Genomic DNA, 14,879 nt, shown 5'->3' on the forward strand with positions numbered 1-14,879 from the left:
AAACAATCCGCGTTTATCCGCGTTCATCCGCGTCCCATTTCCCACGGGCTGGTCATTACACCGCGCGCGTCGAACGCAAGCGGAACTTCGCCGACAATTCGCAAACGTGGGTGCGATTCGATTTCTGTACGCAAATTTTCGCTCGCCCAAAACATATCGAGCTTGAGAGTGTTTTCGATAAGCACCCAGCGCGCGGTCTCGTACGGTTGCCCGCAACCGCGCAACGCGATTTGCAACGCGCGGCGATCATCCGGCATCGTCAGCGGCACCGCCGAGTGGAACATTCCAAAAATGCCGGACGTGATCGAGTTCGTGTACGTCGTCGCCCAGTCCGTCTTGTCCACGAGTCGTTGCGTCGTCACATTCGCCAAACCGATGCCGCACGCGTTGCCGTGCGTCTCTTTCGTCAAATCCAGGACGGCGATCATCGCGACATCCACACCCTCCGTCGGTTCGGGCGTGCGCGCCATCAACATCCGATTGGCGACATTCGTATCCATTCCACTACCGCTAATGTTCTTGCCGATCTGTTTGAGCACGAGCACTTCAACGCGCGCGACCGGAATGCTCGCCATCAACGCTTTCGCGCGATGCAACAAATCCATCTCGCGCGTCGCGCCGATTTCCGACGCAGGCAGCGCGGTGATTTCGGCAGTCTCGTCGCGCGCGTTCTCGATGATCGCGATGCCGCCGACGAGATTCGTATTCGCTTCGTAAATGCGCGCGGCAGGAGCGAGCCAACGTTGAAAACCCGCGCCGCCGTACACGTGCATCGCGAGAGCGCCGCGCTGACGCCCTAGACCGATGACGCACATTTTGGCGAGACCGCTTTCGAGGTCACCGTGGAAATTCGTGTGCGGCTTGACGCGCCCGATGAGCAAGGTGTGATCGGCGGTTGACGAAAGCGCGTCTTGATACAGCGGCGGACCATCGGGCAGTCTGCCAATTTCGCGCACGTCCATCGTCGCGCGAATCTCCGCGCCGATAGAATCGCGCGTGACACCCAGGTCGGCGAGCACACCAATTTGTCCGTCGGCGGTCGCGCCGCCGTGACTGCCCATCGCCGGCATCACGAACGCGCGCGCGCCATGATCGCGCAACGCGTCCATCACCGCGCGCACAATCACCGGCAAATTCGCAATGCCGCGACTGCCGACGCCGACGGCAACCGTCGCACCCGGCTGGATGCGCGGTAGCAGAGTTCGCATCGCCTCGCGCGTTGACGCGGCAACATCGCTCACGCGCGGCGCGTCAAAGCGTTGCTCGACCGCGAGCAATTTTTCCGGCAACGGCACAGGAAAATCAAGTTGTTGGATTTGTTCGATTAGTTTCATGGTTCAGTGTTCAGTCTTCAGTAATCAGTATTCAGTACGCGACTGAATACTGAACACTGCAGACTATTTACTTTTTTCCAATCTTGGTCTTTTTCACTCGCCCCACAATCTCGCGCAAAACGCCTTCGAGATCCGGGTCGGCAGGTTTGAATTCAGCGCCGCTGATGACGAGCGGCGCGCCGAACACGACGATCTGCGCGCCCAGCTCTAGCGTTTGAATCGCCTGGTCAATCGAGAGTCCACCGACCGCCTGGACTGGGATCGTGACCGCGTCGAGCACCGGTTTCAAATCGTCGAGCGGGGAAAGACCCTTGATCATGTTGCGTTCGTCAAACCCGGTGTGCACGATGATGTAATCCACGCCCATCTCTTCGGCTTGACGCGCGCGCGCCGGTTTGTTCGGGCACAGCATTACGTCGCACATCACCTTGCCGTTGTAACGTTCCGCCATTTTCACTTGCTCGATAATGCTCGCATCGTGCGCTTGTCCCATCACGACGACCATGTTCGCGCCGGCATGAAACATCATTTCCGCTTCGAGTCCCGCACCGTCCATCGTCTTCAAGTCCGCGACAATCGGGACGTGCGGAAATTCGCGGCGCAGCATCTTTACGCCGTGCAATCCTTCCGCGAGAATGAACGGCGTGCCAGCTTCGAGCCAATCCACGCCCGCGCGCACCGCGACGCGCGCAACGGCGAGCGCCTCATCCGTGCTCGTGAGATCGAGTGAAATCTGAATGATAGGTTCCACGTTTTTTCCTTGTTTCCTTTTCCTTTATTTCCCTCATTTCCCTTGACTCCCAGGGAATGAAAGGGAAATGTGGGAAATGCGGGAACTCTGGTTCGCTCTATTCCCCAAAATATTTTTCGCGCATCCGTTTCAAAAACTCGATAGACTCACGCATCTCGTCCATACCGTTCATGCCGTCTTCTATGCTGATCCAACCTTGATAGTTTACCGATTTCAAAATGCGAAAGATCGCGTCGTAATCGTTCGCACCGCGCCCGGTCACGCCGTGCTTGAGCGCCTGCGGATAACCGAGCGTCCCGTCCGCTTCGCGCAGGTCTTCGATACGCGTCCCAGGTTCGAGATAGCGGTCGCTCGCGTGCATCGTTTTGACGCGATGCTTGACTGCGTCGAGCAACGCGATGGGATCGTCGCCCGCGACAAGCGCGTTCGATGGATCGTACTGGACGCCAAAGCAGTCGCGTTCGTCAATCGCGTTGACGATGCGGAGAAACACATCCATCTTTTGCGCGAACTCGCGGTACCTCCAAGGACTGTCCTTGAAATGATTTTCCATCGCGAGGACGACGCCGTGCTCGCGCGCGGCGGGCAAGCACGCCTTGATGCACTCGATCACCCATTCAACACCCTGCTCGATGGACACCTCCGGGTATGCTTGCCCGCTGAGGATGCGGCACGCTGCGCCTTTGCCGCCGAGCCGTCGCGTGACGCGAATAAATTCGATTTCGCGCGCAACCTCGCGCTTGCGTTCGTCCGCGTCAGGATGTGTAAAATTCGGCGAGACGCACAACATTGGCATTACGTAACCCGCGCCATGAATCGCCGCGCCAACGCGATCAATATACGCGTCGTCAAGCGATTCGAAAAAGCCGCCGTACATCTCAAGACCTTCCGCGCCGAGCGACTTGCTCATCGCGATCCAATCGAGCACGCTCATACCTTGATGCGACGAAATTTCGTCAAGGTAACATTTGGGGAACGCAGATATTTTCATCAGAGCTCCGATGTCATTGCAAGCCACGCAGGGGGCGAAGCAATCCCCAACTAACCCGGTGGAGATTGCTTGCTTCGACTTCGCTCAGCACGCAAAAACCGCCCTCGCAATGACAATTCAAAGTTGCTTGCAACTTGCACGCACGACCAGTTCCGCTTTGAGCGTCACATCGGGCAACGCGATGGGTTTTGCCTCGCGCCCGCGCCGCGATTCAATTGCGCGGAGCAACGTGTCCACCGCCGCATCGCACATCGCGGCGACCGGTTGCGCGACGACTGTGAGCGACGGCGCAAAGAGCGGTGCCCAAGGTTGATCGTCAAAACAAACAAGCGATACATCGTCGGGACAATTCAATCGCAGTTCCTTCATCGCGCGCAACGCGCCGAGTGCCATCAAATAGTTCGTCGCGACCAACGCGGTCGGTCGCTTGGGCAAGGTCAACAACGTGCGCGCGCTCTCGAACGCCGCGTCGAGCGATTGATCGGTGATCGCGATGAGCGACGCGTCAATGCCGATGCGGCGCGCGCGCAACGCTTTACGATAGCCGCTGATGCGACCGGCAACCGTCGAGAGCGTGGGATTGCGCGCGAGAATCGCGATGCGACGATGACCCAGTTCGATCAGATATTGAGTCGCGCAATGACTCGCGTCAAAATTATCAACAGCGATGACCGGACCCAGGTTTTCAGTTGGACGACGGTCAACAAAAACGAGCGGAATTTTTTGCGCGACAAATTCGTGGAGGATCGGTTGCGCGGTGCCCGTCGGCGCAACGATCACACCGTCCACGCGCCGCGCGAGCAAGAGTTCGAGATAACGCGCTTCCTTATCCGGCGCTTCGTCAGTGTTGCACACGATCAGGTTGTATTTTTTCGCGGACAAACGATCTTCGATGCCGCGCACGAGCGACGCGAAAAACGGATTGGTGATATCGGCGACGAGCACGCCGACGGTGTGCGTGATGCTGGTGCTAAGCATCTGCGCGATCGCGCTGGGACGATAGTTGAGTTTCGCGACCGCGCGCATCACCGCGCGGCGCGTGTCGGGCGCAACCCAGCGCGACTCGTTGAGAACATGCGATACGGTCGCGGTGCTGACCCGCGCAAGTTTTGCGACATCACGAATAGTAGGCATAGGCGTGGAAAGTGAACCGTGAACAGTGTTCAGTGTTCAGTATGCAGTGTTCAGAATTCAGAAAAATGAGAAACACACTGAGTTAAACGGTTACGTAATCGGTTAAATTATAGCGCGCGTGCGAAAAATTGTCAAAAAAAGCGCGCCGCTTTGCCAGAATCCAGGTTTCGGGAAAATACCTGGATTCTATCTCACGCGCCGATCACTGTTTTTCGATCAGCGGCAAGTAGTTCAAGGATGGCATGGCTGTCGCGCCGAACTCATCCGCCCCAATGTCGCGCGCGCCGCCGATGGGACGCGCGTTGCCATCCATATCGTCGTCGCATAACCCTGCCGCGAGCGACGCGCCCTGATTGATCGCACTTGTCGCGCTCGCGTTCAAATGCAGATTGCCATTCGCGCCATCTACAAACAGCGCGAGCGGCGCGTTTTGGAGATTGCTCGCCTGGGTGTCCGCCCCGCCACGATCACTCAAGTTGTGGCTGACGAGATTGTTCGTGAGATCAACAATCGTGTTGCTAAAGCGCCACTCGATGGACGAGAACGGCGCTTGCGTCGAGACGACCGTGTTGTGCAAAATTTTTGCGCCGCACGTTTGCCAAACGCAAATGCCGCAATCGAATCCATACTCGGACGCGAACAACTCGGCGCGATTCGCGAACACGGAATTGTTGCGCGCGATGCCGCCGTAATGATCCACGTACCCAACCGCCGTCGGGCAAGGATTGTCGCCGTACGTCCGCCCGGTTCCACTCTCGACGAGACCAAAGCCGACGCCGCGCGCGTTGTTGACGAGAACGTTCCGCTCGACAACGGTATCGCGACTGCCGACCCAGAAATGAATCGCGTGTTCGGATAATCCGGCGTTGCACCAAAATCCCTCGATGCGATTGTCGCGCGCAGTCCAACCGCGCGATTGATGCGCGTCCACGCCGCCGGTGTAACAATTGTTGCGAACCTGGGTGCGCCCTGCATCGGTGAGTTCGATGTGCGAACACGCGATCGTACCGTAATCGGTGAAATAACTGGCGACCCCAGGATTGATCTTGATTGCCTGCTCGCCGGGATCAACGATGTGAACGTTGTAAATCAGCGTGTTGTTCGTGTGACTGCCCGCCTGGGACATGACATGAATTGGATGATAGTACGCTTCGCGCAGAGTCAGGTCGGCAATCGTCACATTCGACGTGACGATTTGGATGATCTCGGTCGTGAGATAGTTGCCGTCGAGGACGACCGCATCGCGATTGCCGCTCACGGAACGCAGCGTCACGTTCGACGCGGCGATGCGCAGGTACGCGCCGTCGAGATTGTACGTGCCGTCCGCGATGAGTATCGTCGTACCCGCCGTCGCGCTGTTGACCGCGTTCTGCAACGCGGCGACCGTGGACACGTTGACGATGTTGCCGGTCGGCGGCGCAAGCGGCGCGCAGGCAGCAGATGCGATACGCGGTTGTGCGGCGACGCGCGCTGGCGCGAGTAAACCCAGGAATAGAATGAGGAGCGCAGACAATTGGGTGCGTTTCACCAACCCGCCTGTCGAAGAATAAATGGCAGAAAGTTGGTCGAGGGTTGCGGTGGCGGTGTGGAAACATTCGGCGCGACGCCCATCCGCAAATAACCGCCGCGCCCGGTGCTCCATAAGATTCGCGCGTTCGCGGTGCCGGGCAAATCGTACGCGACCAAGCCGGTGTGCGCGGTGCCGACGACGACTTCGAGATCCCCGTCCGCATCAATGTTCGCAATCGTCGGGGCTGCCAGCGCGCCGTCCCAGTTTTGCGTTGAGCGCGGCAAATCAATCGCGTGAAGCAATGCGCCGTTCCAACCCAGGATCAAAAGTTGTCCACCCGCGTTGCTTCCCTTTTGCGTCCAGGTCGTTACGATCACTTCGGCTTTGCCATCGCTGTCGAGATCAACCACGGCTGGTTCGGAACCAAAGCGAATGAAACTCTCGGCGGGATTCTTGATGCGATAAGGAAAATTGCCGTGCTCGGTACGATCCAACCAGTACGCATGCAAGCGACCATCGTACGATTCGTAGAGAATCTCGCGGAGTCCATCGCCATCCAAATCAACGACGACTGGATTCGGCATCACCGTTTCGATAGCGTTGTAATCTTCAGAGAGCGGCGTCGCGGTAAGATCGCGTGTCGGCAAATTCGTCCAATCGTAACCATTGCCTGACCAGCGCGTGCGATCCGCGCGCAAAATGTATGGGGAGTGAAACAAACTCGTGTACGGATTCGTGCGGCAATCGTACTGATTACCGATGATAATGATTTCGAGAATACCGTCGCCATTCACATCCGCGAAGGTCGGCGCGCTATCCGCGAAATTGGGACGCGGTTCGAGCGGCTCGACGCCGGTGGAACAATTCGCGTACCCGCGCAGATCAACCGCGTGATCGTAATGAAATCCGACGCGCGCCCACGGCTTGTTCTGTCCACTGACTTGTCCGTACAGCGCGTTCGCGCGCATCGGCGTCGCGTCGTCGTTGTAGCCAGACGTGTAATGCGTGTCGTTCGGTCCGATCATCTCCAATCGCCCATCGCCGTCGAGATCGGCAAGTCCAACGTTTTCGTTGAAGCATCCCGCGGCATAGCCAATCGAATCCGAATCGGTTTGCTGGGGCCAACCCGCGCGAATCGCGCCGGTGTGTTCGTAGATGAACCACTGATTGTCGGAACGCGTCGAACAAACGAGAATTTCGAGATCGCCATTCGCGTCCACATCGCCGACCGCGAGCGAACGCAATTCGCTTCCAGCCGTCGGTTGTTGGAACCATCCTGGGAATGTCGTTCCGTTCGCGTTCGTGATCGTTAGCCATCCGCCACTATGCGCGGTCACGATTTCGCGCGCGCCATCGTTGTTCACATCCGCGACGACGACCGAGGGCCAACCGCGTCCTCCACTGGGATTCGCAATGATCCACTGGTCGCTTCCATCCTCACCGTTAACGACGACGATGCGATAATCGGTCCAGATGACTTCGGGCTTGCCATCGTTGTCGAGATCGGCGACGGCAGGCGAGGAGTACCAACCGGTGCGACACCAGGTCGTTTGGCATCCGCCGTTTTGCCATTTGAGTACCGGCGCAGAAATCGCGCGTGGAGTCGCGCTAGTGGGTTGTGCGATCGGCGCGAGGAAAAACGCGAACGCCGTCGCGAGGAGCCATTTGTTCATACGAACATCATAGCGGCATCGCGGCAAAGTGTAAATGGTTGCAAGGTACTGAATACAAAAAATCGGACGCGGATTAACGCGGATGCACGCGGATAAAATGAAAATCCGCGTTTGTCCGCGTTAATCCGCGTTCCATTCCAAGATTAATCACGGCTTTGGATACACCTGGACGAACGCGCCTTCCTTCACCTGGAACACAAACACGCGTTGCTCTTTCAAATCGCCGCTCGCATCATAATTCACCTTGCCAACGAGCGTCGCCAGATCGAGCGCGCGGATCGCGTCCGCGACGCGCGCGGCGTCGAGCGTGTTCGCTTTCTTCACACCTTCGGCGAGGACTGCCATCGCCGCATAACCTGGAACGCTGTACGTGTCTGGGTTGCGTGATTCGACTTTTTGGTAATCGCTCCACCACGCCTTGTCGCCGACGATTTTCGGATCGGGCGAAATCGCGCCGACGTACGTGCCTTCGCTCGCGGGCGCGGCTTCGTCCACGTACGTCGAGTTAAAGCATCCATCCGAGCAAATGAATTTCGCGTTGATGCCGGCGTCGCGCAATTCGGGAAGCAAGACCATGCCTTCGGTTTCATAGCCCGCAAGGAAAACGACATCGGGTTGCGCGTTCTTGATCTGCGGAATGAATTTCGCGTACGTCGTTTGCGCTTCGGGAATTTTCACGACGGCGGCAGGCGTGATGTTGAGCGACTTGAACGCGTTCGCCATTTGATCGCGCAGACCATTGCCGTACTCATTGTCCGCGTGAACGACGACGACACGCTTGCCGCCAAGTTGCTCGACGATGAATTTGGCGAGCGCGGGCGCTTGCGCGGCATCGGTCGCGTTGACACGGAAAAAGTTGCGATACCCTTGCTTGGTCAGCGACACTTCGGACGCGGTCGGCGTGATGACGATGAGCGGCAAATCTTTATAGACTTGCATCGCGGCGAGCGTTTGCCCGCTGTTCAAGTGACCGATTACGCCGATCACTTTTTTGCCTTGCTTGATCGCGTCCGCGATTTCCTTCGCCTTGTCCGCCGCGACATCCGAGTCCGCTTGATCGTCCAAGCCGATCACCTTGACGGTGTAGCCGAGCAGACCGCCCTGGCGATTGAGTTGGTCCGCCATCGTGCGCGCGCCGCCGACGACGGTTTGTCCGCCGTTCGCCTGCCAGCCGGACAACGGCGCGACCGCGTAGACGATGACTTCGCCGCGCGGGGCGGTGGTGCAGGCGGTGGCAATGAGCGCGAGAAGCGCGAGTGTAATTATACATGTCTTCATTCGTATCTCCAGACAATCATGTAATATTTGGCAATTATCCAAATCTTATAGGATTTGAAAGTAACGCGTGAACTACTCATCTCTCCTCTTTCGCTTCTGGCAATTCAACCTTATATCCATATGCTTTCCATTTTTCAATGACAAATTCTTTGAAACCAGGAACCGGTCGTGAATTGCAGACAATTGCTAAATCTTTGCCTGACTTGGAATAAAGAACGTACCCTGTAGAAATCTCATTATTTTCCGGTTTGGGTAATTCCAAATTAACCTGTTCTTGATAATAAAACATTGTGACTTTTTGTGGTAGTCCGTCTTGCATGTACCCCACAGCCTCGTACGAAATTAGTCCGAGATCGTCTAAATGTCTCAACCCATCAAATGTTATTCCGGCATCTTTGTAAATTGTTGATTGGGCATTTTTATCGTAGATCAAAGGTATGGTATCACCCACATTCCAAACGAATGAACAAAGGCTTGAAAAAAGTTCCGCATCTGATTTATCAAGAGATGCTAAGAGGTTGACAGTTCGCTTTGAAAATTTACCAGGAGAATTCGCTTCGCCCGCAAGTATCTTTGCCCAGATCTGTTGCATCTCATCATCAGAGACCAAACGACATCTATCGAAGAAATTTGTAATCCAGTCATCTTCGATTTCTCGAGGCCGCGCATCTTCTCGCACCCCTAAAAGGGCTTTTCGCGTAATTGTCTCAATGTTGTCTTGTTTCTTGGCTTCTTCAATCAGAAATCGATGCAACGCGCGTCGTTGCAGATCGGTAATCTCAATTTGCGAGGCTACTTTAATCTTCTCAGCGTGCGCTTCTGCTTCTGCAACCCTTCGAATCTGATACGGTCGAAAGATTCCACCAACTGCATCCGAAATTTTCTCGATCAAGACTGTAGCTGGTTTAGAAATCTCACCAATATTTATGAGTGCATTATTGTCCGACATGGGTTGCGTCTCCTTTTAGGAATTGTTTCACACAAATAGCAAAGTGTCTTTTTACTTTTCACTTCCCCCGATACACCTCATCCATCGCGCCTTGCAACTCGTTCAACTTCGCGACCTGGTCGGCAATGTCATCGCGCAAGCGTTGCGCGCGGCTGTCTGCGCCTCTCGTCATTTCTACTTTGCCTCTTTCAACACACGTTCCAACAAATCTGTGACGCCAAGTTGAGTTGACCATTGGCGCAAATAATCCAAATCCAAGCGCGCACCTTGCATCTTGACCACACCCAGCACATCGCGCCATTGCCGTTCCGATGTTTCGCCACCCAGCCGATACCATTCCAGTTTCGACAGAATCGTGTCCTCGGCGCTGGCGATGAACGCCGTGCGTTCGGGTTCGGTCGCGACGATTTGAGCCACGCGGCGCGCGAATTGCGCTTTATCATACGGGCGATTTTTTTGCGCGAACACGTCAACCTTGAACATCGTTTCCATGTGAATTGCATTGAAACTGCGTTGATGCTTCACCGCGTCACGAATCGCTTCCGCGTCCACATAGAATGCACCAGAAAGAGCACGCGCGAGCGGCTCGGCATGTTCCAAACGCAAATCTGCGACCAGGTCTGCATCCATCGTCGAGCGCGGTTCGCCGTACACCGCGCTGGCAAGCGATCCGCCAATCAGATAACGCACTCCCAGTTTTTCGAGCGCTTCAATTACCAACAGAGTAACCGCAATCGGTTCAGTGATCATAATGACCTTCGCCATACACTCGCGCGGCAAGTTTCTCGCCCAGCAACAAATCTGCCAAACGTCGCTGCAGTTCGGCATCGGATGCGTCCGGATAGCGTTCTCGCAAACCTGCGAGTGCGAGCATCCGCACGGTTTGATTCAGCTCGCCAACCATTTCCATTTTGCGCCACGATGGTGCGCGGCGGAGCAATTCGATTTGCACGCGTTCCGCTTCGGTTGTGGTGTCTGCGGATAGTGTACTCACTTTTTACTTTCGCCTCTTCACTTTTTACTTGCGTAGACCTCATCCATCGCGCCTTGCAACTCGTTCAACTTCGCGACCTGGTCGGCGATGTCATCGCGCAAACGTTGCGCGCGGCTGTCGGCAACATCGTCTTTCGAGCGAATCAACATCAACTGCGAATACACCGTGCCGAGGGCGGTCAGCGTCGCGTCGAGTTGCAGTTCTGCGCGTTCCATCGTTTGTTGCAACTGGTCGAGATTTTCTACTTGCGCGCGTTTCGATTCGAGCGCGTGCCGCGCTTGCTCGCGCACCGCGTCGTCATCTTCGCGCGCCACCCGTTCCATCAGTTCCCTGATTTCCCGCGGCGCGCTTTTCGCGTCGTGCTTGATGATCTCATCGCGCTCGAAATCATCCAGCCGCTGCGCCAATCGAAAAATCTGCGCGATCCAATTCGCGATGCCGGTCGTCGAATCTTGCAAGTGCTCGCGCAGAATGCCTTGCTCGCTATTGCGAATCGTCGCTTCGATGCGCTTACGATAATCGAGCGCGCGTTCGACGGAGGCGCGTAGTTTCTGCGTTTGAATGCTCGCGGGATTGAATTCCTCGCGAAACATTTCCGCGACGACTTGCGCGCCGGTGTTCACATCTTGAATGCTCGTAACGATGATCGCGATTTCCGCGACCGCGCCGATGATGAGCCAGTACCACCACTGCCACCATTCGAAGGGACGCGGCACAAAGTACGCGAGCAGAATCGTCAATGCAATCGTCGCCGCGCTTTCGAAACGAAAGATCGCGTGCGTGATGATCGCGCTCGTGGCGCGGGTGCGGATGGGAGTATTTTTCGACATATTTTATCTGCGAAGCGAATCCACGCTAATTCTTATCGCCCACGAAGAGCACGAAGGACACGAAAAAATCTTTGTGCGCCTTCGTGCCCTTCGTGGGCAGAATATTTTCTGGGTTTATCCGCGTTCGTCCGCGTTTGTCCGCGTCCGATTATTTGGTCTCGTCCTTTTTCTCCGACTTCAAACTCTGCCGAATCTGTTCGCGCAGGGCTTCGGCTTCTGGCGAACGTTGTACATCCTGGGTCGCCGAGACGCCCATTCGCTCGGACAACAAGAGCGCCATCAGTCCTTCCATCACGTTGCCCGTGCCGCCTTGCTTGCCGTCGCCGCCGCCGATCAACACGCGCGGCACCACATCCACACGCGATTGTTGAATCGCTTCGGCGAAGCGATTGAGCACGGTTTGCGTAACCTGGAATTGCGGTCCGCCGTACGCGCGCACTTGCTCTTCGGTCGCCAATGCTTGCGCGATACCGATGCGCGCAACTTTTTCCGATTCGGCTTCGGCGAGCGTGCGAATCTGCGCGGCTTGTTGCACCGCACGTTGATACTCGGCTTTACCCTGGTTCGATTGCACCGTGATGCTCAACTCGGACTCGGTGATGTGCTTTTGCATTTCCGCGCGCGCCTGCGCCTCGCGCAGTTCGCGTTCCTTCACCGCCGCGGTTTCTTGCCGACCGTACGTCTCGACCTGTTCCGTCGCGACCTGGCGCGAGCGCAACTGCATCAAAATCGTTTCGATTTGTTGATCGCCCACAGGCGGCGCGGGTGTGCCGATCAGCACTTCTTCGAGTTGGAGATTGTAATGCGTAAATTTTTCCTGCATCTCCTGACTCGCGATTTGCTGAATCACACTGCGTTCTTGGATGAGTTGAATCAGCGTCCGCGTCTGTCCGATATTCTTAAAGTACGCCGAGACCATCGGATCGAGGGTTTGTTCGACGAGTCGCTTGATGTCGCCAAAGCGTTGAATCACGAGCGGCGCTTTTTGATAATCAATGTGAATCACGACCGACAAAGGCAGAGACGGTTCGAACGCGTCTTTGGTGATGAGCGAAACTTCGGACAAGTTTTCATCGAGCCGATGCGAGCCGACTTCGCTCCGAATCCATTTCAAGATGATGTTCGTCGTCGGCACCATAATCACTTTGCCGGCATACGTGTTGAACGCGTACTTGCCCGGCATCAGCGCTTCGCTCCACACACCGCGCTTGCCCCGTTGCACCATTTCGCCGTGCCGATATTCTTTGCCGGACAAATCCTCGCCCTGTTCGCCGGTGTACGATACGACGACGCCGACCGTACCAACCTCGACAATCGTTTTCTTGATCATCTCGACAGTCGCGAACAAACGATTGACATAGTACGTACCTTCGACCATCACCTGCAACTGGCGTCCGCGAAAACCGTTTGCCGCCAAGAATTTATCCGCGTCCTGAAAATTGTTGTGATACGTGTCCGCATTGGTTGGCTTATCGCCCACAACCGGCGCGATGATTTCACCTTGCGGCAGGGAGACCCCATCGTGCACGGTAACGATGCCAACCATGTCGTCGGTGTCTTTGATGACGACCGGACGAAAACCGTCGCGTTCGGCGATGACCTCTGCCATTTTGCGAATGACATCGGCTTCATCGCGATTGAGCGGCAGAGAAAAGACGCGCTCGTCGGTGATGACGACGAATTGCATCAGGTTGATCGCGTACGTCCCTTCACGCAAAATTCTCCGTTGCGGACCGCGTTGCCCGCCGTTTGCGAGAAACGCTTCGACATCCTGGAAATCGCTGACGATCGCGTTCGATGCGAGAACCTGGGTCGGATCGAGTTGCTTGCCGTCGCGCGCAAAGATGTAACCGATCTTGCCTTGTGGAATCGTCACGAGCGGCGCGATGTGAACGTGGTACTGAATCGGCATCAGGTAATGCAAACCGCCGCGCAAGACGTGCGATTGAAAACCGGCTTCGCCATTCAGCGCGATAAACCCGGACTTGATCGAACCCTTGCCGCTGAAACGTTTTTCGACGATGCCGATGCGACTGTTCGAGATGAAACGAAACCCGGACAGCGCGATCAAAATCACGAGCACGAACACGATCACCAACACAAAACCGAGTAGTGAGAGGACGATGTTCATAGTTTCCTTTCATGTGATGCGGACGAGCCGTCCGCCCTACAAACCTAAAAGTACGTTGATAGAATTTTGTACAACTTGCGAATCGTCTCTGGGTCCGCGCGGCGCGAGAAACCGCCGGTGACTTCGGCGAGCGCGTTCAGCGCGTTGAAATCCGCGTCGTTGCCGTACGCAATGCTAAAGATAATGACCGGCACGCCACTTTGATTGCCGCGCCGAATTTTCTGCACGAGCGCGTTGGTGTTGGTGGACGACGCGTTTTCGATGCCGTCCGTCATCGCGACAATCGCGTTGATGCGCTCCTTGTCGCCGCGTTTTTGGAGATCATCGTACGCGAACGCGACCGCGTCGAGGAGCGCGGTGCGTCCGTCCGCTTTGAACGCGCCAACGCGATTTTTGAGCGCGACGCGTTGCGTCCCAATGTCTTGAAGCGCGACCGTGCCGTAAACGCTCGACGCGAATGGGACAAGTCCCACGCGATCGCGATCACCTTGAATCTGATCCAGAAAAGTGGAAAGAGCATCTTGCGCCTGCCCAAGTTTGTTTTGCTCGCCCATACTGCCCGACGTATCCACGACGAGCAAAATGTTCGCCGGTCGCTTGGCGAGCAACCAAGATGCTTGGACTGATTCGATGACCGCCGCGTTCGGCATTTGCAGCGTCGTTTGCGGTTGCGCGGGATCAACGCCATTCTGCGTTTTGATCGGTGACGCCGGATCGTCAAGTCGCAATCCCAGGTCTACCGGACGATAACCGGATTGCAAAACCAATTTTTGAATTTCCGGCGACAGCAAGAAATCGCGGAAACGGCGATAGGTCAAGCGTTGATCGTCGGTCAGCCCAGGTTGTTCGAGCAACGCGAGCGGATGGTCTTGCCACAAGGTTCCTTCGACCGGATAAATCGCGACGAGTTTGGTCGAAGATTTGGAATTGAAATAGATCACCAATCGCTCGGATACGACGAACGCATCGAGATAACTCCGTCCCTTGGACAAGACCTGGTCAATCGTCGCTTGCTCGCCCTCGCCGTAATAGCGCACCGTCTTTTCGAGTGCGTTCACGTAATCGAGCGTCGCGCGATTCTTGACATCTTCTTCGGTCAGCGCGCGCGTCTTGTTCGCGCCTGCATAAAATTCGGCGAGCGTCGCGAGCAAGCCACTTGCGGAACTGGTCGAGGGATGGCTCCACTTGAAGTTGGGATCGTTTTTCGCTTTCGCCAGCAAATCGAGCCAGCCGATTTGTTTTTGCGGATAACCGAGCGATTGCGCGACATCGTTCCACATCGCGATCACAACCGGCGTCACGGC

At 56.1% G+C, this 14,879-nt stretch carries 13 protein-coding genes; all 13 read right to left on the minus strand.

Annotated elements, in window-relative coordinates:
• Window positions 1-23: 23 nt before the first annotated feature.
• Window positions 24-1,334 (minus strand): DUF2088 domain-containing protein, encoded by a 1,311-nt coding sequence (locus HY868_09020; protein ID MBI5302266.1) that lies wholly within the window; start codon window positions 1,332-1,334, stop codon window positions 24-26.
• Window positions 1,335-1,401: 67 nt separating this feature from the next.
• A complete protein-coding gene (locus HY868_09025; GenBank protein MBI5302267.1) occupies window positions 1,402-2,085 on the minus strand; it encodes an orotidine 5'-phosphate decarboxylase in 684 nt (227 codons plus the stop codon).
• A gap of 97 nt (window positions 2,086-2,182) precedes the next feature.
• Window positions 2,183-3,076, minus strand: a complete 894-nt coding sequence (locus HY868_09030; protein ID MBI5302268.1) for a TIM barrel protein — start codon at window positions 3,074-3,076, stop codon at window positions 2,183-2,185.
• A gap of 117 nt (window positions 3,077-3,193) precedes the next feature.
• Window positions 3,194-4,210, minus strand: coding sequence for a LacI family DNA-binding transcriptional regulator (locus HY868_09035; protein ID MBI5302269.1), 1,017 nt, complete (start codon window positions 4,208-4,210; stop codon window positions 3,194-3,196).
• 202 nt (window positions 4,211-4,412) lie between these two features.
• Window positions 4,413-5,738: a hypothetical protein gene (locus HY868_09040; protein ID MBI5302270.1), complete on the minus strand. Its 1,326-nt coding sequence runs from the start codon at window positions 5,736-5,738 to the stop codon at window positions 4,413-4,415.
• Window positions 5,735-7,393: a VCBS repeat-containing protein gene (locus HY868_09045; protein MBI5302271.1), complete on the minus strand. Its 1,659-nt coding sequence runs from the start codon at window positions 7,391-7,393 to the stop codon at window positions 5,735-5,737. The genes HY868_09040 and HY868_09045 overlap by 4 nt, the downstream gene beginning before the upstream one ends.
• A gap of 147 nt (window positions 7,394-7,540) precedes the next feature.
• Window positions 7,541-8,671, minus strand: coding sequence for a branched-chain amino acid ABC transporter substrate-binding protein (locus HY868_09050; GenBank protein ID MBI5302272.1), 1,131 nt, complete (start codon window positions 8,669-8,671; stop codon window positions 7,541-7,543).
• 76 nt (window positions 8,672-8,747) lie between these two features.
• Window positions 8,748-9,620 (minus strand): DUF2806 domain-containing protein, encoded by an 873-nt coding sequence (locus HY868_09055; GenBank protein MBI5302273.1) that lies wholly within the window; start codon window positions 9,618-9,620, stop codon window positions 8,748-8,750.
• Between the two features lie 174 nt (window positions 9,621-9,794).
• Window positions 9,795-10,370, minus strand: a complete 576-nt coding sequence (locus HY868_09060) for a hypothetical protein (protein MBI5302274.1) — start codon at window positions 10,368-10,370, stop codon at window positions 9,795-9,797.
• Window positions 10,360-10,614: a hypothetical protein gene (locus HY868_09065; GenBank protein ID MBI5302275.1), complete on the minus strand. Its 255-nt coding sequence runs from the start codon at window positions 10,612-10,614 to the stop codon at window positions 10,360-10,362. The genes HY868_09060 and HY868_09065 overlap by 11 nt, the downstream gene beginning before the upstream one ends.
• A gap of 17 nt (window positions 10,615-10,631) precedes the next feature.
• Window positions 10,632-11,444: a hypothetical protein gene (locus HY868_09070; protein ID MBI5302276.1), complete on the minus strand. Its 813-nt coding sequence runs from the start codon at window positions 11,442-11,444 to the stop codon at window positions 10,632-10,634.
• A gap of 148 nt (window positions 11,445-11,592) precedes the next feature.
• Window positions 11,593-13,575: a flotillin family protein gene (locus tag HY868_09075; GenBank protein ID MBI5302277.1), complete on the minus strand. Its 1,983-nt coding sequence runs from the start codon at window positions 13,573-13,575 to the stop codon at window positions 11,593-11,595.
• Window positions 13,576-13,619: 44 nt separating this feature from the next.
• On the minus strand, window positions 13,620-14,879 hold a 1,260-nt coding region (locus HY868_09080), incomplete at its 5' end, for a VWA domain-containing protein (GenBank protein ID MBI5302278.1).

It is taken from the genome of Chloroflexota bacterium (assembly GCA_016219275.1).
In the GTDB taxonomy this organism is placed as follows: domain Bacteria; phylum Chloroflexota; class Anaerolineae; order UBA4142; family UBA4142; genus JACRBM01.